This is a genomic window from Chryseobacterium sp. Mn2064 (assembly GCF_049319685.1).
GTDB lineage: Bacteria > Bacteroidota > Bacteroidia > Flavobacteriales > Weeksellaceae > Chryseobacterium.
In genome coordinates this window covers 1-24,438 of record NZ_JBMOUE010000008.1, presented here as the reverse complement: position 1 = coordinate 24,438, position 24,438 = coordinate 1, and the positions used below count along the sequence as shown (strand labels likewise).

26 protein-coding genes, 1 tRNA gene and 1 other RNA gene are annotated in these 24,438 nt (G+C 33.9%); 17 read left to right on the top strand and 11 right to left on the bottom strand.

The annotated features are described in order from the left end of the window. Positions 1-5: 5 nt before the first annotated feature. Genes ACL9RH_RS22070 through ruvB form a run of 3 tightly spaced genes read right to left on the bottom strand, consistent with a single transcriptional unit; the run spans position 6 to position 2,574 of the window. A complete protein-coding gene (locus tag ACL9RH_RS22070; protein WP_422695489.1) occupies positions 6-872 on the bottom strand; it encodes an MBL fold metallo-hydrolase in 867 nt (288 codons plus the stop codon). 13 nt (positions 873-885) lie between these two features. Continuing rightward, positions 886-1,500: an FMN-binding negative transcriptional regulator gene (locus tag ACL9RH_RS22065; protein ID WP_422695488.1), complete on the bottom strand. Its 615-nt coding sequence runs from the start codon at positions 1,498-1,500 to the stop codon at positions 886-888. Positions 1,501-1,551: 51 nt separating this feature from the next. Continuing rightward, on the bottom strand, positions 1,552-2,574 hold the full coding sequence (gene ruvB / locus ACL9RH_RS22060) for a Holliday junction branch migration DNA helicase RuvB (protein WP_422695487.1): 1,023 nt from the start codon (positions 2,572-2,574) through the stop codon (positions 1,552-1,554). A gap of 260 nt (positions 2,575-2,834) precedes the next feature. On the opposite strand from ruvB, the gene hutI reads away from it, so the two are divergent. The 4 genes from hutI to ACL9RH_RS22040 all read left to right on the top strand — a co-directional run bounded on the left by hutI (position 2,835) and on the right by ACL9RH_RS22040 (position 6,827). Further along, on the top strand, positions 2,835-4,058 hold the full coding sequence (hutI, locus tag ACL9RH_RS22055) for an imidazolonepropionase (RefSeq protein ID WP_422695486.1): 1,224 nt from the start codon (positions 2,835-2,837) through the stop codon (positions 4,056-4,058). An 11-nt stretch (positions 4,059-4,069) separates the two neighbouring features. Next, a complete protein-coding gene (locus tag ACL9RH_RS22050) occupies positions 4,070-4,471 on the top strand; it encodes a hypothetical protein (RefSeq protein WP_422695485.1) in 402 nt (133 codons plus the stop codon). An 8-nt stretch (positions 4,472-4,479) separates the two neighbouring features. After that, complete coding sequence (hutG, locus tag ACL9RH_RS22045; RefSeq protein WP_422695484.1) at positions 4,480-5,394, top strand: formimidoylglutamase; 915 nt, start codon at positions 4,480-4,482, stop codon at positions 5,392-5,394. A gap of 137 nt (positions 5,395-5,531) precedes the next feature. Continuing rightward, on the top strand, positions 5,532-6,827 hold the full coding sequence (locus ACL9RH_RS22040; RefSeq protein ID WP_422695483.1) for an aldehyde dehydrogenase family protein: 1,296 nt from the start codon (positions 5,532-5,534) through the stop codon (positions 6,825-6,827). A 131-nt stretch (positions 6,828-6,958) separates the two neighbouring features. Here the strand turns inward: ACL9RH_RS22040 and pyk are convergent, their stop codons facing one another. The 6 genes from pyk to ACL9RH_RS22010 all read right to left on the bottom strand — a co-directional run bounded on the left by pyk (position 6,959) and on the right by ACL9RH_RS22010 (position 11,796). Continuing rightward, a complete protein-coding gene (gene pyk / locus ACL9RH_RS22035; protein WP_422695482.1) occupies positions 6,959-8,404 on the bottom strand; it encodes a pyruvate kinase in 1,446 nt (481 codons plus the stop codon). Continuing rightward, on the bottom strand, positions 8,397-8,870 hold the full coding sequence (locus ACL9RH_RS22030) for an IPExxxVDY family protein (protein WP_422695481.1): 474 nt from the start codon (positions 8,868-8,870) through the stop codon (positions 8,397-8,399). The genes pyk and ACL9RH_RS22030 overlap by 8 nt, the downstream gene beginning before the upstream one ends. Continuing rightward, complete coding sequence (gene rnc / locus ACL9RH_RS22025) at positions 8,848-9,612, bottom strand: ribonuclease III (protein ID WP_422695480.1); 765 nt, start codon at positions 9,610-9,612, stop codon at positions 8,848-8,850. Before rnc ends, ACL9RH_RS22030 begins: the two co-directional genes overlap by 23 nt. A gap of 9 nt (positions 9,613-9,621) precedes the next feature. Then, positions 9,622-10,866 (bottom strand): beta-ketoacyl-ACP synthase II, encoded by a 1,245-nt coding sequence (gene fabF / locus ACL9RH_RS22020; protein ID WP_422695479.1) that lies wholly within the window; start codon positions 10,864-10,866, stop codon positions 9,622-9,624. A 34-nt stretch (positions 10,867-10,900) separates the two neighbouring features. Next, complete coding sequence (locus ACL9RH_RS22015) at positions 10,901-11,140, bottom strand: acyl carrier protein (RefSeq protein ID WP_002976354.1); 240 nt, start codon at positions 11,138-11,140, stop codon at positions 10,901-10,903. A 329-nt stretch (positions 11,141-11,469) separates the two neighbouring features. Next, the gene (locus ACL9RH_RS22010; RefSeq protein ID WP_422695478.1) at positions 11,470-11,796 is read right to left on the bottom strand and encodes a hypothetical protein; all 327 of its coding nucleotides are present in this window, start codon (positions 11,794-11,796) and stop codon (positions 11,470-11,472) included. Positions 11,797-12,051: 255 nt separating this feature from the next. Here ACL9RH_RS22010 and ACL9RH_RS22005 point away from each other — a divergent pair, with 255 nt between their 5' ends. The 6 genes from ACL9RH_RS22005 to ACL9RH_RS21980 all read left to right on the top strand — a co-directional run bounded on the left by ACL9RH_RS22005 (position 12,052) and on the right by ACL9RH_RS21980 (position 18,727). Next, entirely contained in the window at positions 12,052-13,467 is a 1,416-nt protein-coding gene (locus tag ACL9RH_RS22005) for an aldehyde dehydrogenase family protein (protein ID WP_422695477.1), read from the top strand. 79 nt (positions 13,468-13,546) lie between these two features. Next, positions 13,547-14,341, top strand: a complete 795-nt coding sequence (locus ACL9RH_RS22000; protein WP_422695476.1) for a helix-turn-helix domain-containing protein — start codon at positions 13,547-13,549, stop codon at positions 14,339-14,341. Positions 14,342-14,614: 273 nt separating this feature from the next. Further along, positions 14,615-15,946 (top strand): phage integrase SAM-like domain-containing protein, encoded by a 1,332-nt coding sequence (locus ACL9RH_RS21995; protein WP_422695475.1) that lies wholly within the window; start codon positions 14,615-14,617, stop codon positions 15,944-15,946. Further along, on the top strand, positions 15,943-17,142 hold the full coding sequence (locus ACL9RH_RS21990; RefSeq protein ID WP_422695474.1) for a hypothetical protein: 1,200 nt from the start codon (positions 15,943-15,945) through the stop codon (positions 17,140-17,142). Before ACL9RH_RS21995 ends, ACL9RH_RS21990 begins: the two co-directional genes overlap by 4 nt. A 124-nt stretch (positions 17,143-17,266) precedes the next feature. Continuing rightward, the gene (locus ACL9RH_RS21985; RefSeq protein WP_422695473.1) at positions 17,267-17,536 is read left to right on the top strand and encodes a helix-turn-helix domain-containing protein; all 270 of its coding nucleotides are present in this window, start codon (positions 17,267-17,269) and stop codon (positions 17,534-17,536) included. A 9-nt stretch (positions 17,537-17,545) separates the two neighbouring features. After that, positions 17,546-18,727, top strand: coding sequence for a BT4734/BF3469 family protein (locus tag ACL9RH_RS21980; RefSeq protein WP_422695472.1), 1,182 nt, complete (start codon positions 17,546-17,548; stop codon positions 18,725-18,727). A 69-nt stretch (positions 18,728-18,796) separates the two neighbouring features. Here the strand turns inward: ACL9RH_RS21980 and ACL9RH_RS21975 are convergent, their stop codons facing one another. Then, the gene (locus ACL9RH_RS21975; RefSeq protein ID WP_422695471.1) at positions 18,797-19,054 is read right to left on the bottom strand and encodes a hypothetical protein; all 258 of its coding nucleotides are present in this window, start codon (positions 19,052-19,054) and stop codon (positions 18,797-18,799) included. A gap of 314 nt (positions 19,055-19,368) precedes the next feature. On the opposite strand from ACL9RH_RS21975, the gene ACL9RH_RS21970 reads away from it, so the two are divergent. The 3 genes from ACL9RH_RS21970 (at position 19,369) to ACL9RH_RS21960 (ending at position 21,095) form a co-directional block, all read left to right on the top strand. Continuing rightward, a complete protein-coding gene (locus tag ACL9RH_RS21970) occupies positions 19,369-20,019 on the top strand; it encodes a hypothetical protein (protein WP_422695470.1) in 651 nt (216 codons plus the stop codon). Between the two features lie 156 nt (positions 20,020-20,175). Further along, positions 20,176-20,610, top strand: coding sequence for a hypothetical protein (locus ACL9RH_RS21965; protein WP_422695469.1), 435 nt, complete (start codon positions 20,176-20,178; stop codon positions 20,608-20,610). Positions 20,611-20,711: 101 nt separating this feature from the next. Beyond that, the gene (locus ACL9RH_RS21960; RefSeq protein ID WP_422695468.1) at positions 20,712-21,095 is read left to right on the top strand and encodes a hypothetical protein; all 384 of its coding nucleotides are present in this window, start codon (positions 20,712-20,714) and stop codon (positions 21,093-21,095) included. A 1,014-nt stretch (positions 21,096-22,109) separates the two neighbouring features. Here the strand turns inward: ACL9RH_RS21960 and ssrA are convergent. After that, positions 22,110-22,511: a transfer-messenger RNA gene (ssrA, locus tag ACL9RH_RS21955) on the bottom strand. Between the two features lie 291 nt (positions 22,512-22,802). Here ssrA and rpsU point away from each other — a divergent pair. From rpsU to ACL9RH_RS21935, 4 genes are all read left to right on the top strand, one after another. After that, on the top strand, positions 22,803-23,000 hold the full coding sequence (gene rpsU, locus ACL9RH_RS21950; protein WP_034693154.1) for a 30S ribosomal protein S21: 198 nt from the start codon (positions 22,803-22,805) through the stop codon (positions 22,998-23,000). Between the two features lie 78 nt (positions 23,001-23,078). Then, positions 23,079-23,966 (top strand): tyrosine-type recombinase/integrase, encoded by an 888-nt coding sequence (locus ACL9RH_RS21945; protein WP_422695629.1) that lies wholly within the window; start codon positions 23,079-23,081, stop codon positions 23,964-23,966. Then, on the top strand, positions 23,963-24,253 hold the full coding sequence (locus tag ACL9RH_RS21940) for an HPF/RaiA family ribosome-associated protein (protein ID WP_034693158.1): 291 nt from the start codon (positions 23,963-23,965) through the stop codon (positions 24,251-24,253). Before ACL9RH_RS21945 ends, ACL9RH_RS21940 begins: the two co-directional genes overlap by 4 nt. Before the next feature lie 109 nt (positions 24,254-24,362). Then, positions 24,363-24,436, top strand: a tRNA-Thr gene (locus ACL9RH_RS21935). Positions 24,437-24,438: the final 2 nt, after the last annotated feature.

Below are 24,438 nucleotides of genomic sequence, written 5' to 3'. Positions count from 1 at the left end.
TATGATTAATATCCAAAAACATCATTGAAACTGAAAGTCTCATCCAGTCTTACTCCTTTTTCCGTCATTTTAAGACTTGCCAGCTCATGGTGAGCATCATGTTCAAAGAATAATAAATATTCATTATCCACACATTGTTTCAGGAATTTTCCTTTCTCTTCCATTGTTAAAAGAGGTCTGGTATCATAGCCCATCACGTATACCGGGTTGATATGCCCTGATGTAGGAATAAGATCCGCAGCAAAAACCACCGTTTTTTCCTGGTACTGAATAACAGGAAGCATCTGTTTTTCCGTATGTCCGTCTACAAAGATAACGTCCATCTTCAGATCCGGAGCAAAACCATAGTTTCCGGTAGTAGGAAGAGGCAGAAAATTCAGTTGGCCACTTTCCTGCATCGGCATAATATTTTCTTTAAGGAAACTTGCTTTCTCTCTCGGATTAGGTTCACTTGCCCACTGCCAATGATTTTCATTCGTCCAGAACTGAGCGTTTTTAAAAGCAGGTCGGTATCCGGTTCTGTCATCATTCCACTCAATAGCGCCACCACAGTGGTCGAAGTGAAGATGCGTAAGGAATACATCTGTAATATCTTCTTTTACGAAACCATATTTCTTTAAATTTTTGTCTAAATTATCATCTCCCCAAAGAGAATAATGACCGAAAAACTTATCATCCTGCTTATTACCAAGACCGCAGTCTACCAGAATCAGTTTTTTTCCGTCTTCAATAAGCAGAGAACGGGTTCCCAGCTCGATTAGGTTTTTTTCGTCTGCCGGGTTTGTTTTTTCCCACAGACTCTTTGGGACGACTCCAAACATAGCACCGCCGTCCAGTTTAAATTTTCCACATTGTATTGGATATAGCTTCATATATATATTTTGATTATTTCTTTATTAATTTCATTTTGTCGGCAATTTTCTGAGCATTACTATCATCAGATTGTTCAAGTTGAGTGATGATAGTATTAAAATCGTTCTCTTTTCTGTTTTGAGACAATTTTTGCTTGATGAATATCTCCGTAGGAATTACTTTAATCCCAAAAGCTCCTTTCATTTCTTTTTCCACAAACTCTTTTCCCATTTCCTTCACCATCATCGGGCATTGTTGAAAGGTTTCATATTTTGCAGTTAATTTGTCTAAATGAGCATACAGTTCGTCATGATCCATTATTTCAACTTTTCCATGGATCTGTACCGCTTCATAGTTCCATGTCGAAACATTGATATGATCATACCAGCTGCTTGAAATATAAGTATGAGCCCCTAAAAAGTCACAAAGAACTTCATCTCCGTTTTTTAACGTTTTGGCCTGCGGATTGGCTCGGGAAATATGAGTCTCAATATAAATATTTTCCGGATCACTTTCGTTCAGCATCATCATAGAATGAGTTGCCCGGATTTTATCTACAGAAGAAATCAACAATGCAAAGGAATTTTCTCTGATAATTCCTCTCATCACTTCTACATCTTCGCTTTTGTATAATTTAGGAATAAACATACCTGAATAACATTTTCATTAAACTTTAAACTCAAACTTTGGCCATTTATTTTAAAAAAGTTCCCCAGGATTTCTAGGTCTTGAAATATTTAAATGCTGATAAGCTTTATCGGTGACCTCTCTTCCTCTCGGAGTTCTGATAATAAAACCCTCCTGAATCAAAAAAGGCTCATATACCTCTTCCAAGGTTTCCGGATTTTCTCCAATAGAAGTTGCGAGTGCGGAAATCCCAACAGGTTTTCCCTTGAAATTTTCAATCATTACACGCATAATCTTGTTATCCATTTCATCCAGACCAAATTCATCTACATTCAGAGAATCCAGGGCATACTTGGTAATTTTGATTTCAATTTCACCATTTCCTTTAATTTCGGCAAAATCTCTTACCCTTCTTAGCAAAGCATTGGCTATTCTCGGGGTTCCACGGCTTCTTCTTGCAATCTCAATGGCGGCATCTTCATAAATTGCAACCCCTAATACTCTGGCACTCCTTTGAATGATCATTGATAAAAGCTCAATAGAGTAGTATTCCAGCCTGCTTTGAATACCAAATCGGGCAAGCATGGGTTTGGTAAGCATACCGCTTCTAGTTGTAGCGCCTACTAAGGTAAATGGATTGAGCCCAATCTGTACACTTCGTGCATTAGGACCTGTTTCCAGCATAATATCGATCTTGTAATCCTCCATGGCAGAATACAGATATTCTTCCACTACAGGAGAAAGACGGTGGATCTCATCAATGAAAAGAACATCATTCTCTTCCAGATTGGTTAAAAGACCTGCTAAACTTCCTGGTTTGTCCAGTACAGGACCGGAAGTTATTTTACAGTTTACTCCAAGTTCATTGGCAATAATATTGGCTAAAGTGGTTTTTCCCAGACCCGGAGGACCATGTAATAGAACATGATCTAGTGCGCCACCACGCCTTTTGGCAGCTGTTACAAAAACCTCAAGATTTTCCAGCGTTTTTCTTTGTCCCGCAAAATCTTTAAAGCTCTGGGGACGAATTTGCTCTTCCTGCATTAGCTCCTCTCGTGAGTAGTTTTCTTTATCTGGATGTAAAAAATCTGGCATTAATTCATTTCATTTACCTCAAAGATAGCAAATTTAGACTAAGGTTGAAGGGATGATTGAGAAAAGGTGAAGATTAGGGGAAAGGTTTATGTTCATGATAAAATTGAAACGGTCTAAGATTTAATAATTGGGATATTTTAAGTATTTTTGAGAGGAAAAATTATTAATCAAGATTAATGAAATCTTGATTGTTTAACAGATCAGTACAGATTGATGAAATCAGTCCCTGTCTTTTAAACTTTAGCATTCACTTTAAACTAATGAAATTAATAGGACCATTCAAGCAGGTGGTAACGCTTGCGAATTTACCACTAAGAGGTAAACTTACCGATGAACAAATGGAAATTATTGTTGATGGAGGAATTGTTGTAGATCAGAATACCATCCAGAAAATCGGAAATTTTAAAACATTACAATCAGAAAACCCAACCATAGAAATCGAACATATAGAAGGAGAGCAGATTGTTCTTCCTGCTTTTGTAGATTCTCATACTCATATCTGTTTCGGAGGAAACCGTGCAAACGACTTTGCCATGCGTAATGCGGGGAAAACATATCTGGAGATTGCTGAAAGTGGCGGAGGAATTTGGAGTTCTGTACAACATACAAGAAGTGCTTCAGAAGAAGAGCTTTTGAAAACCCTTTTAGAAAGAATTGATTTCCTTGTTGATTTGGGAATTACAACCATTGAAGTAAAAAGTGGTTACGGCTTAGATGTGGAAAACGAATTGAAAATGCTTCGTATCATAAAAAAAGCGCAGAATTCTACAAAAGCAACTCTGGTTCCAACTTGTCTTTCGGCTCATTTGAAACCAAGAGACTTCGAAGGAAGCAATTCTGAATATCTGGAATATATCATTAGTGAAATTTTACCGAGAGTACAAGAAGAAGACTTAGCAAAACGTGTAGATATCTTTATTGAAAAATCTGCGTTCCAACCGGAAGAGAGTAAAGCATTTTTACTTAAAACTAAAGAATTAGGTTTTGAAATTACTGTTCATGCTGATCAGTTTACTCCTGGAAGCTCAAGAATAGCCGTAGAAGTAGGAGCAAAATCTGCGGACCATTTAGAAGCAACTATAGATGAAGATATTGAGTTTTTAGCGCAGTCGGATACGGTAGCAACAGCCCTTCCGGGTGCAAGTTTAGGACTTGGGGAGAAATTTACTCCGGCAAGAAAATTATTAGATGCAGGAGCTATTGTAGCCATTGCGAGTGATTGGAATCCAGGTTCAGCTCCTATGGGTAATTTAATTACACAGGCTTCTATTTTGGCTACTTTCCAAAAGTTGACGACAGCTGAAGTTTTAGCAGGAATGACTTTCCGTGCAGCTTATGCCCTTAATCTTGAAGATAGAGGACAGCTGGAAGCAGGAAAGAAAGCTGATTTTGTTACTTTTAAAACGAATAATTTCCAAAACGTACTTTATAATCAGGGAAGCTTGAATGCAGAGCATGTTTATATTGATGGGAATAAAAAGTAATAAACACAACCATGAAAATTAAATTAGAAGATATCAGGGAAAAATATGTTTCGCTTGGTATTCCTGAGAAAAATGTTGAGTATGCATTGAATGCTGTAAAATCCGGTACTAAAAAAGACTTTATTATGAAGAACTTAACTTCAGATATTAGAAAAGTAGATGCTGCTACAGCTAATAGTATGCTGGATGAAATGTTTGCTGCAAACGGTGGCGAATTTAAATATGAAAATAGAGGCGGATACCTTTATTCTGTTTTTTATTTAATTGCTATTGCTGCATTAGGAGGAGTGATTCTTTTTATGAATGCTGAAAACAGAAGCCTGCAATTCAAGTTAAGTGGGGCTTTATTAGTATTTATAGTTTTATTTTTTAGAACATTTATACCTACCATCAGAGGCAGGTTTAGAGAATAATTTAGATTATGATTTGGCAAGGTAGATTGGATGGAGAAGAACTTCTTCATCACAGAATATTTCAAAGAGTAAAAGAAGAGCGTAATTACGACAATATTTCCACAGACGATTTCGTTTTGCATGGCTTTGCCGTGGACGAAGGAGTAAGAAGGAATAAAGGCCGTTTGGGAGCCAAAGATGCTCCAGATGTGATCAGGAAGAATATGTCCAATTTTCCGGTAATTTTCCCTGACTTTTCGATGAAAGACTTCGGGAATGTTACTTGTGAAGACAGTAATCTTGAAAATACTCAGAATAACCTTGCCAAAAATGTTTCAAAAGTCCTTTTAAAAGGTGGGAAGTCTCTTGTTCTGGGTGGCGGTCATGAAGTGACCTATGCTCACTATTTAGGCATTAAAACAGCCTTTCCGGAGCAGAAAATAGGAATTATCAATATTGATGCCCATTTTGATAACAGACAGCCCGAGAAAGGAGTAGGACCTAGTTCAGGAACAGGTTTCTGGCAGATTGCTCAGGAAGGACCTATCAATTCCCTGCACATAGGAATCCAGAGAAATTCCAATACATTGAAACTGTTTGATACGGCCCATCAATACGGTATGAAATATATACTTGCCGATGAACTGTTCTTTGAAAATCTTTCCTCTATCTATCAGCGAATCGATGATCTGTTGGATACGGTAGATTTTGCCTATCTTACTATTTGTATGGATGTTTTTAATGCATCTATCGCTCCGGGGGTTTCTGCTTCGGCATATAATGGTATCTTTGCAGACGCAACCTTTATGCATTTTTACAGACACATCTTAAAAAACAAAAAACTGGTTGCACTGGACGTAGCTGAGGTAAATCCGTCTTTCGATATACAAGATAGGACGGCAAGGCTGGCAGCTTGTCTGGTGAATGAATGGCTAATGATTTAAGATAAAGTTATATTCTTCCGATAGAGAAAATCATTTTTTTATTGACCCTTAAGGAATGGAATTTGCTGATTTCACCGTGCTTTTAAAATAAAAGCACTTATAAATTCATTAGCTGAATTTAAAACAGAAATTATATTATGGAACAATTAATTGAAAGCAAGCTTATAAAAGCAGATAAAGCGTTTTCAGTGTGGAGAAAAGTGCCGTTTGAGGAAAGGCAGAAGTTAATTGCAAAAGCAGCAGAAATTTTAAAAAATAACTCTGAAAAGTTTGGGACTATCATTACCAAAGAAATGAATAAGCCTGTTTCAGAATCTATTGCTGAGGTAGAAAAGTGTGCATTAATGATGAATTATTATGCAGACGCTGAAAATATACTGAAACCAGAGAAAATTGAATCTGAATTTTCTTATTCAGAAGTTCATTACGTTCCTAAAGGAGTTATTCTGGGAGTTATGCCTTGGAATTTCCCTTTCTGGCAGGTGCTAAGATTTGCGGTTCCTGCAATTTTGGCGGGAAATACAGTTGTTTTAAAACATGCTTCAATTTGTTTCGGAAGTGGAAATGCCATCGAAGATGTACTTTTGGAAGCAGGCTTTCCTGAAGGTATTTTCCAAAATCTTGAAGTAGGGCATCAGGCTGTAAAAGAAATTCTTGAACATGATGTTGTGAAAGGAGTAAGCCTTACAGGAAGTGGAAAAGCCGGTGGGGAAGTGGCTTCAATAGCGGGATTGAATATCAAGAAATCTTTACTTGAATTAGGAGGAAGCGATGCTTTTATCATTTTTGATGATGCAGATTTGGATTCAGCCGCAAAAGCAGGAGTGAAATCAAGACTTCAAAACTGTGGTCAGACCTGTACGGCAGCCAAAAGATTTATCATTGATGAGAAGATTGAGGATGAGTTTTTACCAAAATTCATTGAAGAATATAAAAAATATGAAATTGGAGATCCTTTAAACAAGGAAACCAAGTTATCAGGAATGGCCAGACCAGACCTTGCGGATGAACTGGAAGCACAGTTCAATAGAGCATTGGAAAACGGAGCAGAAATCATTATTCCTTTAGAAAGAATTTCTGAAAACCAATTCAAACCTGGTTTAATTAGAGTTAAGGAAGGTAATCCAATTTTGAAAGAAGAACTTTTCGGACCTCTTGGAATGATCATGATTGCGAAGAACGAAGAAGAAGCTTTGCAAATGGCAAATGATATTCCTTTCGGACTTTCGAACTCTGTTTGGACGAAGACAATAGAGCGCCAATTGTTCTTTATTGAGAATCTGGAATCAGGAACTGTTAATATCAACAGAATGACCAGTTCTGATCCACGTTTCCCATTTGGTGGAAGCAAGGCTTCAGGATATGGAACAGAGCTTTCTTTACTGGCTTTAAAAGAGTTTGTAACGGCAAGAACAATTGTAGGTCATTATTAGAGCAAAATGTCATTCCGGATAACCGAGTTTCAGAATTACCAACCGACTTTATTATAATACAACAAAATAAAAATCCCGGAAATAAACATTTCCGGGATTTTTGTATGCTTTTGACAAAAGTAAATTGTCTGTTATACGGTTGTTAGTCTCAACGTATTTGTTTTACCACCTTCATAAGATGGAGTAGCGTTGATGTTGATTACGAAATCTCCTGTTTCAATATAACCATAGTTATGCGTTAGCATGTTAACCTGGATAATCGTTTCATCAGTAGATTTTTTCATATCATAATAGTAAGCATGAACTCCCCAAAGTAGGTTCAGCATCGTGATTACTCTTTTGTTTCCACTGTAAACAATAATTTGAGAATTCGGTCTGTGAGCTGCAAGCTGGAAAGCTGTATAACCTGAATGGGTAAGAGTCACAATTGCAGAAACATTTGTAGTTTTAGCAATTCTTACTGCGGCAAGACATACTCTGTTGGTGATGAATCTTTCATCGATGCAGTTGTAATCTTTTTCAATCGGCTCATTTTTGTGTTGATAGAAGTGAGTAGTCTCAATGTTCTTCACAATTTTAGCCATGTTTTCCACAACCTGTACAGGATATCTTCCTACAGAAGTTTCTCCGGAAAGCATTACTGCATCTGCACCATCCAATACAGAGTTAGCAACGTCGTTTACTTCCGCTCTTGTTGGCGTTAAGCTGTTGATCATGGTCTCCATCATTTGAGTAGCGATGATTACCGGCTTAGAATAGAATCTCGCTTTTTCTACCAGGTTTTTCTGGATAGCAGGAACTTCTTCCATTGGAACTTCTACTCCAAGGTCTCCACGGGCAACCATTAGTCCATCACATTCAAGAAGGATTTCTTCAATATTTTTAACCCCTTCCGGCTTTTCAATTTTCGCAATAATTGGAGTTTTGAATTTTCCGTTTGGATGTTTTTCAATTAATTCTTTCAGATCAATAATATCCTGAGCGTGACGTACGAAAGATAAAGCGATCCAGTCTACCTCCATGTCAAGCATAAAGTTGGCATCCTGAACATCTTTTTCTGTCAAAGCAGGAAGAGAAACATTCGTATTAGGCAGATTAACTCCTTTTTTAGAACTTAACGGACCTCCTTGAATGGTTTTTGCTTTTACAGTATCTATTTCATTGGTTTCGATAACTTCCAACATAAGTTTCCCATCATCAATAAGGATTCTTTCCCCTACTTTTACGTCCTGTGGAAACTGTTGGTACGTCATATACACCTTAGTAGAATCTCCTTCCATCTTTTCATTCGTGAAAGTAAGAATATCTCCAGGATTCAGGTACGAACCTTCTTTTACAACACCTACTCTTAGTTTAGGGCCCTGAAGGTCGCCCAAAATACCCACTGAATAACCATACTCGCTGTTTAGCTCTCTAATTATTTCAATATTTTTTCGAACTAAGTCGTAATCTGCATGCGAAAAATTTATTCTGAAAATATCAACACCCGCTTTCATCAGATCTAACATTACCTCCTTCGATGATGAAGCAGGGCCTAGTGTTGCGATAATTTTTGTCTTCTTTAAATACTTATTCATAATACTGGATAATTTGATAAAGTTCTTCATCAGAACTCAGTGTGTAATCTTGAATTGGAAACACAAGATTTTCAGGGAGCAAAATTACGGAAAAATCAGGAAACTGTTCCGAACTATGCAAAATATATTCGACATCTACCTGATTATTTAATAAAAATTTAATGTTTTCTTCTTCTGTAAAGAGTTCCGTCTGAACTTTTTTTTGCTTACTTTCGGAAGATTTATTAGAAATAAAGGTAAAATAGGTCTTGGAAAACTTGTGGTATGCCTCAAATCTTGGAAAAAAATAATCATAATATCCCCCATGAAAGACAAGATCTTTCTTTCTTGAAAAGCTGAGGTTGTTAGTCTGATTAATTCTGAAAAAAAACTCATGAGCGGGTATATCTTTTGCTAATCTTACCAATCCTATGGCAATATCTTCAAATTCTATATCATCCAGATCATAAAGTTTTTGGATTTCCAAGTATATTTTCTTTTTTATTTAAAATATAAAATGCTCTTTGCGCAGCTTTTTCTTCGGCTTTTTTCTTGGAAGTTTCTGTTGCGTTGGCAATCTTTTCTTCTCCCAACCATACATGGCATCTGAATACGATGGATTTATTCACCTGTATTTCCTCGCAGGTTTCGTATTTTATGTTTACCTTCTTCTTTTGGCTCCATTCGAGGAGGAGGCCTTTATAGCTTACAATTTTATTTTCAAGTTTGTTAATTTCGGATGGCGTCAGCAATTTTTCCAGAATGATCTTTTTACAGGCATCATAATGGAAGTCTAAATAAACGGCACCGATTAAAGCTTCAAATAAATTTCCGGAGATATTTTCCCCTAATGCGGACGAGCTGTTCTGCTTTTGCAAAAGGTTGGTAAGTTTGAGGTCTTCTCCTAATTTATTAAGGTTTTTCCTATTAACAATCTTAGATTTCATCTGCGTCAGATATCCTTCATTAGCCTGAGGATAGGTCTGGAACAAATGACAAGAAATAATTGTACCCAAAACAGAATCTCCTAAAAATTCAAGCCTTTCGTAGTTGCTGTCTTGATTTTTAGAAGAATTTTTTAAAGAAAAAGCTTCGCGGTAAAGAGCGATATTTTGTACCTCTGTACCCAACACTTTTCTAAGCTCGGTACTGAGAAAATACTCTCTCTCCGTTAATTGTCTTTTTCTTTTTTTGAGAAGGAATTTAGAAAAGTATTTCTGTAACTCCATTCATTGAATTTAGATTTTCTTAAATAGAACGCAAGCGTTATGCCCGCCAAATCCAAAAGTATTGCTCATGGCTACTTTTACATCTTTCTTCACAGCAGTGTTAAACGTAAAGTTTAATCTACTGTCAATATTTTCATCATCAGTAAAATGGTTGATGGTTGGAGGAACAGTACCATGAATAATAGTTCCTAATGCAGCAATAGCCTCAATAACGCCGGCAGCTCCTAAAAGATGGCCTGTCATTGATTTTGTAGAATTAATCTGAATATCATATGCGTGCTCGCCTAATAATTTAGAAATTGCATTGGATTCTGCGATGTCTCCTAATGGAGTAGATGTACCATGCATGTTGATATGATCTACTTCATCAGCAGTTAAACCTGCATCTTCCAGACAACTTTTCATTACCAGATAAGCGCCAAGACCTTCAGGATGAGGAGCCGTCATGTGATGTGCATCAGCACTTAAACCACCTCCTAATAATTCTGCATAAATTGTCGCACCACGTTTTACAGCGTGCTCATATTCTTCAAGGATAATAGTTCCTGAACCTTCTCCTAATACAAATCCATCTCTGTCTTTGTCAAAAGGTCTTGATGCGGTTGTAGGATCATCATTTCTTGTAGAAAGTGCCATCATTGCATTAAATCCACCGACACCACTTGCTGTAACGGCTGCTTCAGAGCCTCCACATACAATAACGTCTGCTTTTCCTAGTTGGATCAGCATTTTGGAATCAATTATAGCATTTGCTGAAGAAGCACAAGCAGATACGGTTGTATAATTTGGTCCGTGGAAACCATATTCTATAGAGATATGCCCAGGAGTAATATCCGCAATCATTTTTGGAATAAAGAATGGATTGAATCTCGGAATTTCCGTATTTGCCCATCCTAATACTTCTGTTTCAAAAGTCTCTAAACCTCCGATTCCGGAACCCCAAATTACCCCAACTCTGTTTTTATCTACATTGTCTTCTATAATTCTGGAATGTGCTACTGCTTCTCTGGCAGCAACAAGTCCCAATTGGGTATTTCGGTCCATTTTTTTAGCTTCTTTCTTATCGAAATGCTGTAACGGATCGAAATTTTTCACTTCGCAAGCGAACTTTGTTTTAAAGTTTGTGGCATCAAAAAGAGTAATCGGAGCGGCACCGCTCTCACCTTTAACAAGATTTTCCCAGTATTCTTTTGCATTATTTCCTATTGGTGTTATTGCTCCAAATCCGGTTACAACTACTCTTTTTAATTCCATAAACTTTGTTTAATTTCTTTTTTGTTGAAGAATATTATTTATTTACTACTTCCTCGATGTAAGCGATAGCGTGTCCTACAGTAGTAATTTTTTCAGCTTGGTCATCAGGGATCTGAATGTTAAATTCTTTTTCAAATTCCATGATTAACTCAACTGTATCTAGTGAATCAGCTCCTAAATCGTTAGTGAAGCTAGCTTCAGGAGTTACTTCTGTTTCTTCAACGTCAAGCTTATCAGCGATGATAGCTTTTACTCTTGATGCAATGTCTGACATAGTAAATTATTTTTTTAATTGTTAGATGGTGCAAATATATAAAATTCTTTACGATAAAACATTTTTTTAGTCTTTTTTGTGGTCAGGAGGCTTTCATTTTAGGTTGTGAAGTTTTAGTGTTTTAGTTTTCAGGTATTTATATATATAAGGATATAATGGCTTGAATTTTAAATTCAGATAAGTTGATCTTTTTTAAGGTCAACTTATTTTAAGATATAGCAGAATTTTGTCTTAGCGGAATGATTTCGCAAAGAAAAATAGAACAATTTTGATGTAATGATCTACATATATTGTTAATTAAATGATGGTGATAATCATTTTAAACTTTTTCAATCCTCGATTTCCAGGGCATCATATATATCTTCTTTTAAAATGGCACTTTTGGGGAATTTGATCAATAAACCCTTCAGGCATTTCGTGAAACCTTTATTTTGAAATTTGTATACGAGATAATCAAAACGGGAAGATATCCACTCCAGGTCGTCTTCGTCCAGATTGTTGAGTGTTTGTATTGCCTGGTGTACATCAGAAAGCAGGATTTCAACAATTAAATCTTTGTCTTGTGGAACGGTAGGATCATTCAGATGTTTATTTCTGATTCCTTCAATTATTTTTACAATTCTTGCTTCCACTTTTAGATTGAATAGTTTATCCAAATGTATTGTTTTTTCACTTTTAATACGAGCAAAGATTGTTAAATAATTATTGCGAAATATGATGAAGTATTGAAATTCTCTCCATCTCCTTAGTTCAACAATAGAGTTATCATATTTTTAGAATCTTCTCTTACATTGACTATAAATATGTGTTTTTATTTTGAGCTTTTTAACAAAGTTTAATTGAGCTTTTCAGCAAAATGAAGACGTTAATATTGTCGGAACTTTGTCCTGTAAAATTAAAACAAATACAATATGAAAAGTATAAACAAAGCCTACATCAATGGCGAATTCACAGAGTTGAACGGAAAAGAAGTTTTTGAACTGATTAATCCTTCCAATCATCAAAAGATAGGAGAAGTGGTATTAGGAGATGAGATTGATACCCGTAAGGCAGTCGAAGCAGCTAAAAATGCATTTACAACATTTTCAAAAACAAATATAGAAGAGCGTATTGTAATTCTTAGCAATCTGAAGAAGGCGGTTGCAGAAAGAGAAGAAGACCTTATTGAAACCATGATTCTTGAATATGGTGGAACACGACAGTTTTGCACCATGGGTTTCCAGAATATGGTGAGTGCTTTCGATAATATGATAGAAACACTGAATCATTTTGAATTTTCAAGAAAGGCAGGGAATACCCTAGTGCAAATGACGCCTGTTGGTGTTGTAGGAATTATTACTCCGTGGAATTCCAGCAATAGCTTTATCTGTAACAAATTTGCTACAGCTGTTGCAGCAGGCTGTACGGTAGTGGTGAAACCGAGTGAAATGAGTGCATTGCAGACTCAGATTATTATAGAGTGTTTCCATAACGCTGGCCTTCCTAAAGGAATCTTTAATGTAGTGAATGGTTTAGGAAGTGTTGTTGGTAATGAAATTGTGAATAATCCTGATATTGCTAAAATATCTTTTACAGGATCTACACAGACAGGGAAAATGATTGCTAAGGGAGCAGTTGATTCGATGAAAAGAGTTACACTGGAGCTTGGTGGAAAATCACCTAATATCATTCTTGATGATTCAGATCTGAACGAGGTAATTCCTCAGGCTGTTTTCGGAGCCTATATGAATAGTGGTCAGGCTTGTATTGCTCCTACGCGTTTACTGGTTCCACAATCAAAAATAGAAGAAGTTAATGCTATTGCAAAAGCAGTTGCTCAACAAGTGGTTGTAGGGAATCCTTCAAATGAAGCTACGAATGTTGGGCCAATGGTTTCTGAAAAACAATATGAAAGAGTACAATCTTATATTCAGCTTGGAGTAGAAGAGGGCGCTGAGTTACTAGTAGGAGGAGTAGGAAAACCAGAGGGTCTTGAAAACGGGAACTTTGTTAAAGCAACTATTTTTACTAACGTTAGAAATGATATGAGAATTGCGCAGGAGGAAATTTTTGGTCCTGTACTTTCCATTATTCCTTATAATAGCGAAGAAGAAGCTGTCGCTATTGCTAACGATACGTCTTATGGATTAGCTGCATATGTTTCTTCCTCAGATGAAAAACGAGCATTGAATGTTGCTTCACAAATTGAAGCAGGAAGAGTGTGTGTGAACGGATTTAAGCATGATCCTTTGGCTCCGTTCGGAGGATTTAAACAATCTGGTATTGGAAGAGAATTTGGAGCTTACGGATTGGAAGAATATCTTGAACCAAAATCAATTTTAGTTTAGTATAAAAGATAATTAAAAATATTACCTTTAACAGTCAGGTACAAGATTTTTGACCTGACTGTTATTAATCGATTATAAAATGTCCGAAAATTTAGATTATATCAACTATTCGTGTTATTTTACGGTTTTTCGTGAAGGAGAACAGTTTGTGTCTTATAATGCGATTTCTATGGTGATTTCCGGTGAAATGGAGCTTAATGACGGAGAAAAAAGACAAGTATTCCGAAGTGGAGATGTCTATCTTGTAAGAAAGAATCAGTTGTTAAAATTTCTCAAAAAGCCTGGAGAAGAATCCGGATTTAAATCATTGTCGATAAGGTTTGATGATGAAATGCTAAAACAAATGAGTCAAGATGAGAATTTTATTATTCCGGAAAAGACCAAAATGCCGGTCTTCACAGATCTGTCACAGGTTCCTTATTTAAAATATTTCATGGAATCTCTACTTCAATATCAGGATCTTTTAGAAAATAAATCTCCGGAACTGGCTTTGTTGAAGCAAAAAGAAGCTTTACTTCTTTTATTTAGACATGATCCATCACTGAAGAATATTCTATATGATATTTCTGACCCTTATAAGATAAATCTGGAAGAATTTATGCAGAAGAACTATCATTTTAATGTAAAACTTGATCGGTTCGCTTATCTTACGGGAAGAAGTCTGGCTTCTTTTAAAAGAGATTTTCAGAAAATATTCGGTGTAGCTCCAGGAAAATGGCTATTACAGAAAAGATTACAGGAAGCCCGATATCTTTTGGAACAAGGGAAAAAAATATCAGATATCTATCTTGATCTAGGATTTGAGGATCTTTCTCATTTTTCTTTTGCCTTTAAAAAGCAGTTTGGATTGGCGCCAAGTAAATTAGTGTTGTAAGAGTGTCTATTTTACATATCATCACAACAAAAAAGAGAATCTAGATTTTAGATTCTCTTTTTTTGTGGAGTTGGAGGGATTCAGACTTGTGTTGATTGTTAAATTCTATTCAATCTTAATCAATTTAATTAAATATTAAGTTATTGATAATCAATTGTTATTTTGTGTTTTTGAATTAATAATATTTAATGAAGTTGAATGGTATTGAGAAATTGTTGTCTAGATGTTGTCTAATTTATTTTGATGTGATAGATTTGTATTAAACAATTTATCATGGCTAAAGTTCAGTTCTTAATTCAAGGAAAGAGTTCAAGCAATCCAATCTATCTTCGATTCTCTTTAGGTAGAAAGTTTGATGCTAAGCGAAAGACAGGGTTTGTATGCGATGTTAAATCTTGGAGTACTACAACAGGTTTCCCTAAACCAATCGATCCAGCACACAAAAATCTGAAGAGTAATTTGCAAAAGATGGAAGTCTTTATTTTAGAACAATATAATCAGGATTTTGTAAACGGAGTTCAAATTAATCATGAATGGTTAGAGAATAAGATAGATGTTTTTAGCGGAAGAGTTGAACCAGAGCAAAAAGATTACTTGATAGCATACGGGGAATATTATGTCGAACAATTACCTTATGTAGTATCCGCAAAAGGTAGAAAAGGAGTAAGTGATAGATCTATAAAGAAGTATCGAACAATTGTAAATAAGCTGATTGAGTTCCAAAAATATAAGAAAAAAACATTTCTCTTAAAAGACGTAGATTTAAATTTCGGTAAAGACTTCGTAAGATTTTTAATTGATACGAGAGCAACGAATGAAAATACAGCAGGTAGATACATCAAATTTGTCAAGACGATTATTTTAGACGCTCGAAAGAATGGTCATGATGTAAGCCATCAAATTGATAATGTGAAAGGCTTCACTGTTTCTACTCCGATAAATCCACTATCAATTGATGAAATCAACAAAATAAAGGATACTGCATTTTCAGATGAGAAATATAGTATAACACGAGATTGGTTTGTTATTGGTTGCTATGTGGGGCAAAGAGCATCAGACCTGTTCAGAATGACCACTAAGATCGTACAAAAGATTGGTGATTTTGATTTTATTGTTATTACACAAGAAAAGACTAAAAAATTGGTTCAGATTCCTATTCACCAAGAGGTTAGAAATATTCTGAGTAAGTACAATGGTGAATTTCCTCCTTTGTTCTCAACAAATATCGAGACAAATACAACTCTTTTTAATAGGTACATTAAAAAGGTTTGCGAAAAAGCTGATATTGATGAACTTGTTGAAGGTAACTTGTTTAATAAAGAAACAAAGAAAGGAGAGAGAGGGTTTTATCCTAAATGGAAATTAGTATCATCACATGATTGTAGAAGGAGTTTTGCAACAAACTTCTACGCCAAAAAGGAATATCCGACACCATTATTAATGAATATTACGGCGCATTCTTCAGAAAAACAATTCCTTGATTATATAGGACAGAAATCAATTGATCAATCAATGCAACTTGCGGAAATTTGGAGTAAACAAGAAAATGATACCGTAAAAGAAGGTAAATTAATACTGTTGAAAACTGGATCTGATAACTTATGAATATAGAAGCTATAATAATAAATGATGTCAATTGGCTTGTGGCAAGTAATGAAATAAATCAATCTGATACAGATAAATTGCTTAGTGACCTTAACAATTTACTGTTTTCTAATGATAGTGACAGTAAAAGATTTGGTGTTCTATTGAAGACCAAAATTGTATCCAAGCTGTTTAATGAATTAATAGAGTTGGAAAACAAGATTTCAACTTTTGGCAATAGCAGGTCAAAGAAAGAAGAAAAAAGAAAGTTGACGATCAAAAATGATATTTTAAGAAATCTAGTAATAACTCTATTTCAAACCTATTCCGATTATTTGAATGATAGCAAAGAGTATAGAATTTTTGTGAATAATCATATTCAGAAAATAGAACAAATTTCTCAAAACTTCTTAAATGGAAATATTAGCACGAAAAATCCATTTCCTGAATATTATGATAAAAAGAATGCTGATAAGATAATAACGGAAATTAAAGAATATTATAACAAAACTTTTTTAAATCCAGAAAATACATTATTCGTAAAAACAAAACTAACCCAGCTATCAGAATCTTTGAAATCTAAAATATTAGATGTTGAGAATGAAATTATTATTTGGAATAGGAGAGGGGAAGAATATAGAAGAGAACTTTTATTGGTTTCAATGGAGAAATCTGAAAAAGACAGGGTTTTTGATTTATATGATTGCGAAATGTCTGGAATAATGAATTTGTTTCATTACAAACAAGATTTAATGAGACTTTACAATCACATTGTAGAAGAGTACCCGTTTATCAATTCAAAACCAATAACAATATCAGATATTACTGTTTTCGGAGATTCCAATATTCAAGCTGTTAAACGTATTTATTTAGAGTTTTCTGATTTCATTGATAAAACAGTAAGTGAGAATGATTTTGTTCAAGTTTTTATGGATTTACCAATTACTAATAAAATCAAACTTATCAACGGAAGTCTGCCTGATTATGCTTATTTAATTAAAGAATTAAAACCATTCTTTGTCAGGAGAATTGGAGAAAATTCAGGAATTTACAATCAATGGTGGTCAGATCGATTTTTATTTTCAGGAAAGGAGAAGAATAGCAAAAGTATTAGTAATATGATTTCTGGATTACATAGTGGAAGAGCAGCTTCAAAAAAGGCAGCAACTAATAATATTGTTAATTTCTTAAAGTCGTCCTACAATCATCCTACATAATCTATTGTTTTGTAGTTTATTTTATTGATAATCAATATGTTTGAATAGCGTTCTATGGGGCGCTATTTTTTTTGATCCCGCATATCCTACACTCCCTTTGTATCAATATTTAAAATAAAAAATAATGATAACAAAAAGAAAAAATGGATTAGAAAATTCACTTAATATTAGCAATAATGATTTTAATGTATCTGAAAGATCAGATAAGTATTTAGAGCAATGTAAACTGAATAAAGGACTGTTGACAAGAGAAGAAACAGCTAAATTTTTTCATGTTGATTTGAGTACACTCCACAATTGGAAGAAAAAAGGAATTCTAATGCCTGTTGGTATAGGTGGTCGGGTTTATTACCGTATGTGTGATATTAATAAAGCTTTAACACCACTTAATTAAAGCTTTATCATGATAAATTATTTTAATAACATATACGATCCAATCGTAAGAGGAGAGATAGATATATATGATTTTCTGGATAGAGTTGAAAATCCAGATCTAGAAATTAAACACAAAATTGAACAAGCAAGGTGTTGTCATTCTTTTGATAAAGCTGAATACGATATTATCAAGGGGCAACTCCCTTGTTTTACCTTGAATTTCAGTTTTAGAGATAGAAAGCTAAATAGCAATATTGATGAACCAACAAGCTTTATTTATATTGATGTTGATGGAATAACTGATATTGATTTCAGCAATGAATACATTTTTGCTTCATGGTTATCACTTTCAGGAACAGGGAGAGGAATTTTGGTTAAGGTTGATGGATTAACATTGGAAAATTTTAAAGATGTTTATAAAGCTGTAACATCATTACTTAATGTAAAATCTGATGTTAGAGCTAATAAAGCAACACAGTATTGTGTACAAAGCTATGATAAAGACTTATACTTCAATGAAGATTCTAAGATATTTGATTGTAGTCAGCTATTTATCGAAAAGAAAAATACCCCTATTTCATATACTATCTCTAAAAAGAAAAGAGATAGTTATGTAGTGGGGGAAAATAAACAATTAAGATTTAACAATATCACCGATTATGACTTTAATGGAGAAGAGTGCATTGTGTTCTGGGAAGAAAAAGAGAGTATTGCTGAAGTTATTATTCCAAATATAATATTAGAGGGACATAGAGAGTCTTGTATAAGTGCAATAGCTTATCAATGTAAAGCTTTAAATCCTGAAATGTCTAAAAATGAATTACTACATTTTATCTCAAATATAAATCAGAAAAAGTGTTTTCCACCGCTTTCGAAAAGTGAAGTTATAAAGATTGTAAATAACAAAGATAAATTAGATGATATTGAACCAATTTTAAATAAGGAAAGAAGGATTATTTTTAATCCGGAAGCCAAATTAGACAGAAAACAGAAATCACTAAGAACAAACAAAGTAACTGGTGAAATAAGGAAAGAGAAATCAAGACAAAAAATCAGAGATGCTCTTGATAATTGGAATTTTAAAACATTGGGTAAAATAACACAAAACAAACTTATTGAGATTTCTGGACTCTCTAAAAATACAGTTGAAAAATTTGGGAAAGAGTTTAGAGAAAGGATTAAGCTGATGAATAATAATTGTAAAACCTAGAAATCATAAAAGATATTCAGTATTATTAACACAATATTGCGTATCTTTTTTATATTCAATAAATAAAGATTAAATAGGGGTTAGCTTCTGATCTTTAGCTCTTAAATAAACTCTACCAACAGGTTTAATACATACCTTTACATTTTCAGCAATAAATTGAGTTCCTAATGGATAGATATTTATATTTCTATACTTCATAAAACATTCAATTTTTAAATCGGTAGATAAACCCTGATTAGGAAGAGGTCTAATTCTAACCCTATTTGTTTCTGTATCTAGAAAATTTTCACAAAGAACATTGCTTATATAATTTCCAATTATTGGCATATTTAATTTGTTTCGAGTGTTATTAGTAGTAGTAAAGTTAAAAAAAATTATAAATTTGTAAAAATTAAATTTATTGATTAAAGTAATACAATTATAATTAAATAAAATCACGAAGCGTTAAGCTGTTGTTCACAGAAAAATCGGCAAAATTTTAAGTTACAGAGCAACAAGTAAAACTGCATCGTCCGTTATGGGCGTTGAGATGTACTTGTTTGTAACTGGGTTTGCCGACCCTTCTGTAACAAGGCTTGAAACCTCAACGCTTTTTTGTTACACTAAATTCATCATAGGGGTTTCGATGAATCAAATCACTTATGAAACACTATTTATTCGGCATTCTTCTACTATTTTGTAATGTCACCTTTTCTCAAACTTATGAGCAACCAGATAATTGGTTTCTCGGTATTAAATATACCAGTGCGCTTTCAGGAGTTGAACTAAAACCTAATACTAAAGAGTATAAATTTAATTTAGAGTTGTGGTTAAGAACTTTGTATGATGGAGAAATTCGTAAAAGAGAGTTTTGGTTTCAATCTGGAGCTAAGGAAAATTTAGAACCTGATGAATTTATATTACTTACCAATGATTTTTCAACATCCAGTACAAAATTTAAGAGGATGATTCAGAAAGCGCAGGATTCTCAATTAGAAAAATACAAAATCATTCTTCAGATGTTTTTACTTCAAACCTACAAATTCGATATAAAGGAGATTGAATTTGATGAAAAAGGGAATTTATCGTCAATAATGTTATTTAAAAATGTTGGTGAGAATATTAATACTTCACAAACTAAGCAAGATTTTGCATTGTTGAAAAATATGTTAGAGAATGTTTATGGGAAATCTCAAAGAGATACACCTAATAATTCAATTGCTTATTCATGGTTTGACATCAAATCGAAAATCGGTTTGATTGTTGACTTAGATGGGAAAGATGTTGCAGTTATTTATGAAGTAAAGAAATGATAATTACCGTCATCCACAATTCTCCTCATTTTATCCATTCTGATACACATTCTCTATCAAATTTAAAAGATAAGCAAAAAACTTAGGGTATGTATATAGCTACGTTAACCTTATTTATTTTCTATTCAAGTCCAATAATTTAAAAAAAACACTACCATGAAAATTAGACCGAAAGATATTTTAACACCTTTGTTCATCTTCTTAATATTCTTATGCTTTGTTGTAAGCGGTATTTCTTTAATTATATATGGTTATAGCCATGACAATGACGTAGAACTGATATTTGGGCTGGTTATAGCCTGTTTGGGTTTATTTCAAATTTCCCAAAAATATAAAATTAGTTATGTTTTCACTGTTATACCTGTTTTAGTCGCTGTAGTAGGTTTATTAGGAACATTCATTTTTATTCTTTTCTACCTCCCATTCTTTTACAAAGAATCTTTGAATCTGGATTTAGGAGCATTGATTTTAAAAGATTGGTTTGTAAGATTAGTAATAATAATTATTGATGTGCTTTTACTCATCAATGTATTTACATATACCAAAAAGCAGTTGAGCAAAAACAAAGAACAAGAAAAAGGTCAATATTAACCAACTCTTATTATTTACGGTTATCCGTAAGAAACCATCATAAATACAGAATACTTTTATCAATTAAAATTTAATTATTAACAAATAAAAACTTTAACATTATGAGAAAACTAATTTTTGCAACATTAACAATCATTTTCAGTGCCTTCATTTTATCGTGTTCAAGCAATGATGATAACAATAATCAAGCATTCCCTTTTCAGGGTAAATGGTCTGGAAGCTATTCCGGAGCAAAAGACCACGGGACATTTAAGATTGATGTAAGTTCAACAGGTAAGGTTACGGGTACAACAACATCAGCCGTATTTAATGAGGACTTTGACGTAAACGGTAATGTTTCGGAATCTGGAAATTTCTCTGCAATTGCTGGGAATGCCAGTTCGGGGGCGACATTCACGGGACAAATGAGTGGGAATAATGCAAATGGGACATGGATAAATACTTCAGCAAGTATGAATGGGACTTGGATTGGTGGAAAGAATTAGTTGATATTTACATAGGCGTATCAAGATTTTAGCCCGTTTCTATTGCTTTTGGTATATCAGTCTCAAAAATAAATTTGAGGGGCTAAAATCGGGATATGTTAGGAGAATGTATTCTTAAATCTATTTAATTTAAAATAATATATTAACAATAAAAGCTAAACCAGAGAATGTATTAATTAGAAATTTGTTTTTTAGCCTAAAAGACATTTTAGTAGGTTCGATCAGTGGTGTTATTGGAACGTTAGTGACTCCCAAGTTTCAAGAGTTCAGTCATTATTTAGAAGGGATTTTATCACAATTATTCTAAAAAAATAATTATTTAATAGCTCTTGCCGAGTGATAATGGTACGTATTCCGGATATCTCATTATCCCTAGGAATTCACATATAATAGAGACCTTGTAAATAGTTTAAAACCATTACTGGTAGACTATTTACGAGGCTTTTTGTTTTGCTTGGTAAAATGTCAATTAAGCAAGATTTATATTTTCATTTTTTACATAGTACAGTGTGTTATTTTAGGTGTTATCTCTATCAAGGTGATATAAAATGTACTAGATTTTATTTTAATCTTTAAAATCGGGGTATGTACCAAGGCTGTAGAACTCATGAAAGGAATAGCTTAACCGCTTAATTAAAAAAAATAGTAAATTCGAGAGAATGGGGTATACGTACAAAACCTCCCCTACCTAATCCAAAAGGGAAATGACTTTAAAAATTGGGGGTGGCTTCTTAGGATTTATATTCTCATGATACAATTTCAACTTTTTATTTTGCTTTTTCTGGTGGATATGTTTTATCTCTCTCTTTCTCTCTGTTTGCTGAATGGTGTTTATACTTCTATTATGTACTTTATACTATGAGGGTGATAAAGCAAGTCAAGTAAATTATTTCATAGATTATTTTAATTGTCATGTGTTTGAGTTGCTGAAGCATTCAAAGAAATAAAAAAAAAGTAAAATTGTTGTCTAAATGTCGTCTAAAAACAAATAAAACCACTGATTTACAGTGGTTTTAGTGGAGTTGGAGGGATTCGAACCCTCGTCCAAACAAGCAATACATAAGCTTTCTACATGCTTATTCTACCATTGGTTTTCGACTGGAAGCAGAGGATAGACACCCAACTTCCAACTTATCTTCTAAAGTTTTCGATCTCGTTGCGAAGAAAAACGAGACTTATTTCCGCATTCCTATATCCCAGAATCAAACGCCGCAGAACAGAGCATTTGTGGAATATCTTGCTCCCTTACTAAAATCTTCAGGGAAACGCTTGATCTACTATACTTCGATATTAAGCTGCAAGAGCGAACTCTTCGTTGCCAGTTAAAATTTTGTAGCAAGGGATTATAGAGATCGCGCTACGGTTCTCTGCATGCTTACTTACCCATTGACCTTGCTGTCGAAACCAGTCAACCCCATGAATAAAGTGAATGCAAAGGTAATACTTTTTGTTTACATTTCATTCATATGAACTGCTTTTATCATATGATATAAGGATAAATCAGAAGTGTGGTTTTATAAAGAGGAAGATAGTAGGATGGTAATTTTAGTTTTTTAGTCATTGTGGATAAAAAATTAACTTGTGTTAAATCCCTTTAATACTGTGTTTTTTATGATGATTGTAAAATGATGGGTGGGGTTTGTTATAATATATTTTGTATTGTGAAAAAAAATGCCTAGTTTTGCAATCCAAAATGAGATGTAAAATATGTTAATAATTCCAGTTAAAGATGGTGAATCCATCGACAGAGCATTAAAGAAATACAAGAGAAAATTTGATAAAACAGGAACTGTTCGTCAACTAAGATCTAGACAACAATTCATTAAGCCTTCTGTAACTTTGAGACAAGCTAGACTAAAAGCGGCTTACAAACAAAGAGCGCTTAGCAAGGAAGAGCAGGCTTAAGATTTTTTCTTAATCATATATTAATTCACTTCTTAAATTCTTATATTTGAGGAGTGAATTTTTATTTTTATACCTATGATGCTGGAAAAGTTTTTAGAATATCTGCAATTCGAAAAAAGATATTCTCCTCATACTATAACAAGCTATAAAAAAGATCTTGAAGACTTTTCCCATTTCTACCTTCGAACAGAATCTTCAGAAAATATTAATAAGGCAGACAAAAAAGTTATCAGAAACTTTATTGTAGAACTAAGCGAAAATAATATTTCCAAAAGAAGTATCAATAGAAAACTGTCCTCTTTACGTAGTTTTTACCTTTTCCTTCTTAAAATAGGCGAAATTCAGGTTTCTCCTACCGAAGGGATCTCTTCCCTGAAATTTTACGCTGAAAAGCAAATTCCCATGTCTAAAGAAGAAATGGAAGACCTTAATGATAGAGTCTTCGAACAGTATCATGATATATTGGAAAAATGTATCATTGAAGTACTTTATCAGACCGGAATGCGAAAAGCTGAACTTTGTGGCCTGATATTTGAAAATGTTAATATAGACGGAAATGAATTGAAAGTAATAGGAAAGGGAAATAAACAAAGAGTGATCCCAATTTCCGAAGACTTGTCTGCGCTTCTTAAAAGTTATATAGAGATAAGAAAACCGCAGGTAGAATTTCAAACCTGTTTTTTTGTCAATAAGAAAGGGAAAAAACTCAACGAAAAATTTGTTTATGTGGTAGTTAATAAGTACCTTAGTCTTATAACAACAAAAGAAAAAAAAAGTCCTCACATCCTTCGGCATAGCTTTGCTACTCACGTGTTGGATAATGGGGCGGAGATCTCCAAAGTAAAAAAAATATTAGGGCATTCCAGTCTTGCCAGTACTCAGGTCTATACGAATGCTAATATTGAACAATTGAAAAAAGTGTTTAATCAGGCTCACCCTCGAGCATCAAAAAAAGAAGAATTATGAAGATTTCAGTTCAATCAATTGGTTTAACACCACACGAACCACTAGAGTCACACATCGACAAAAAAGTTAGCAAGTTAGATACCTTCTATGACAAAATTCAAGAGTGTAAGGTATTCTTAAAGGTAGAAAATAACGCGGATAAAGCGAATAAAACAGCCGAGATTATTTTAGCGGTTCCGGGTGACGATATCGTAGTAAAGAAGACTTCTGCAAGTTTTGAAGAAAGTTTGGACCTTTGTGTTGATACTGCTAAAAAGCTACTAATCAAGAAAAAAGAAATGGCTTAGAAAAAAAAGTTAAAAAAAGTTTATAAAATATTTGAGAATTCAAAAAATCCGTTCTATATTTGCACTCGCAAAAAAGGAACAGCGATCTTTTGAATTCTTTTTTATATTTGCCTCCATAGCTCAGTTGGCCAGAGCACGTGATTTGTAATCTCGGGGTCGTGGGTTCGAATCCCTCTGGAGGCTCA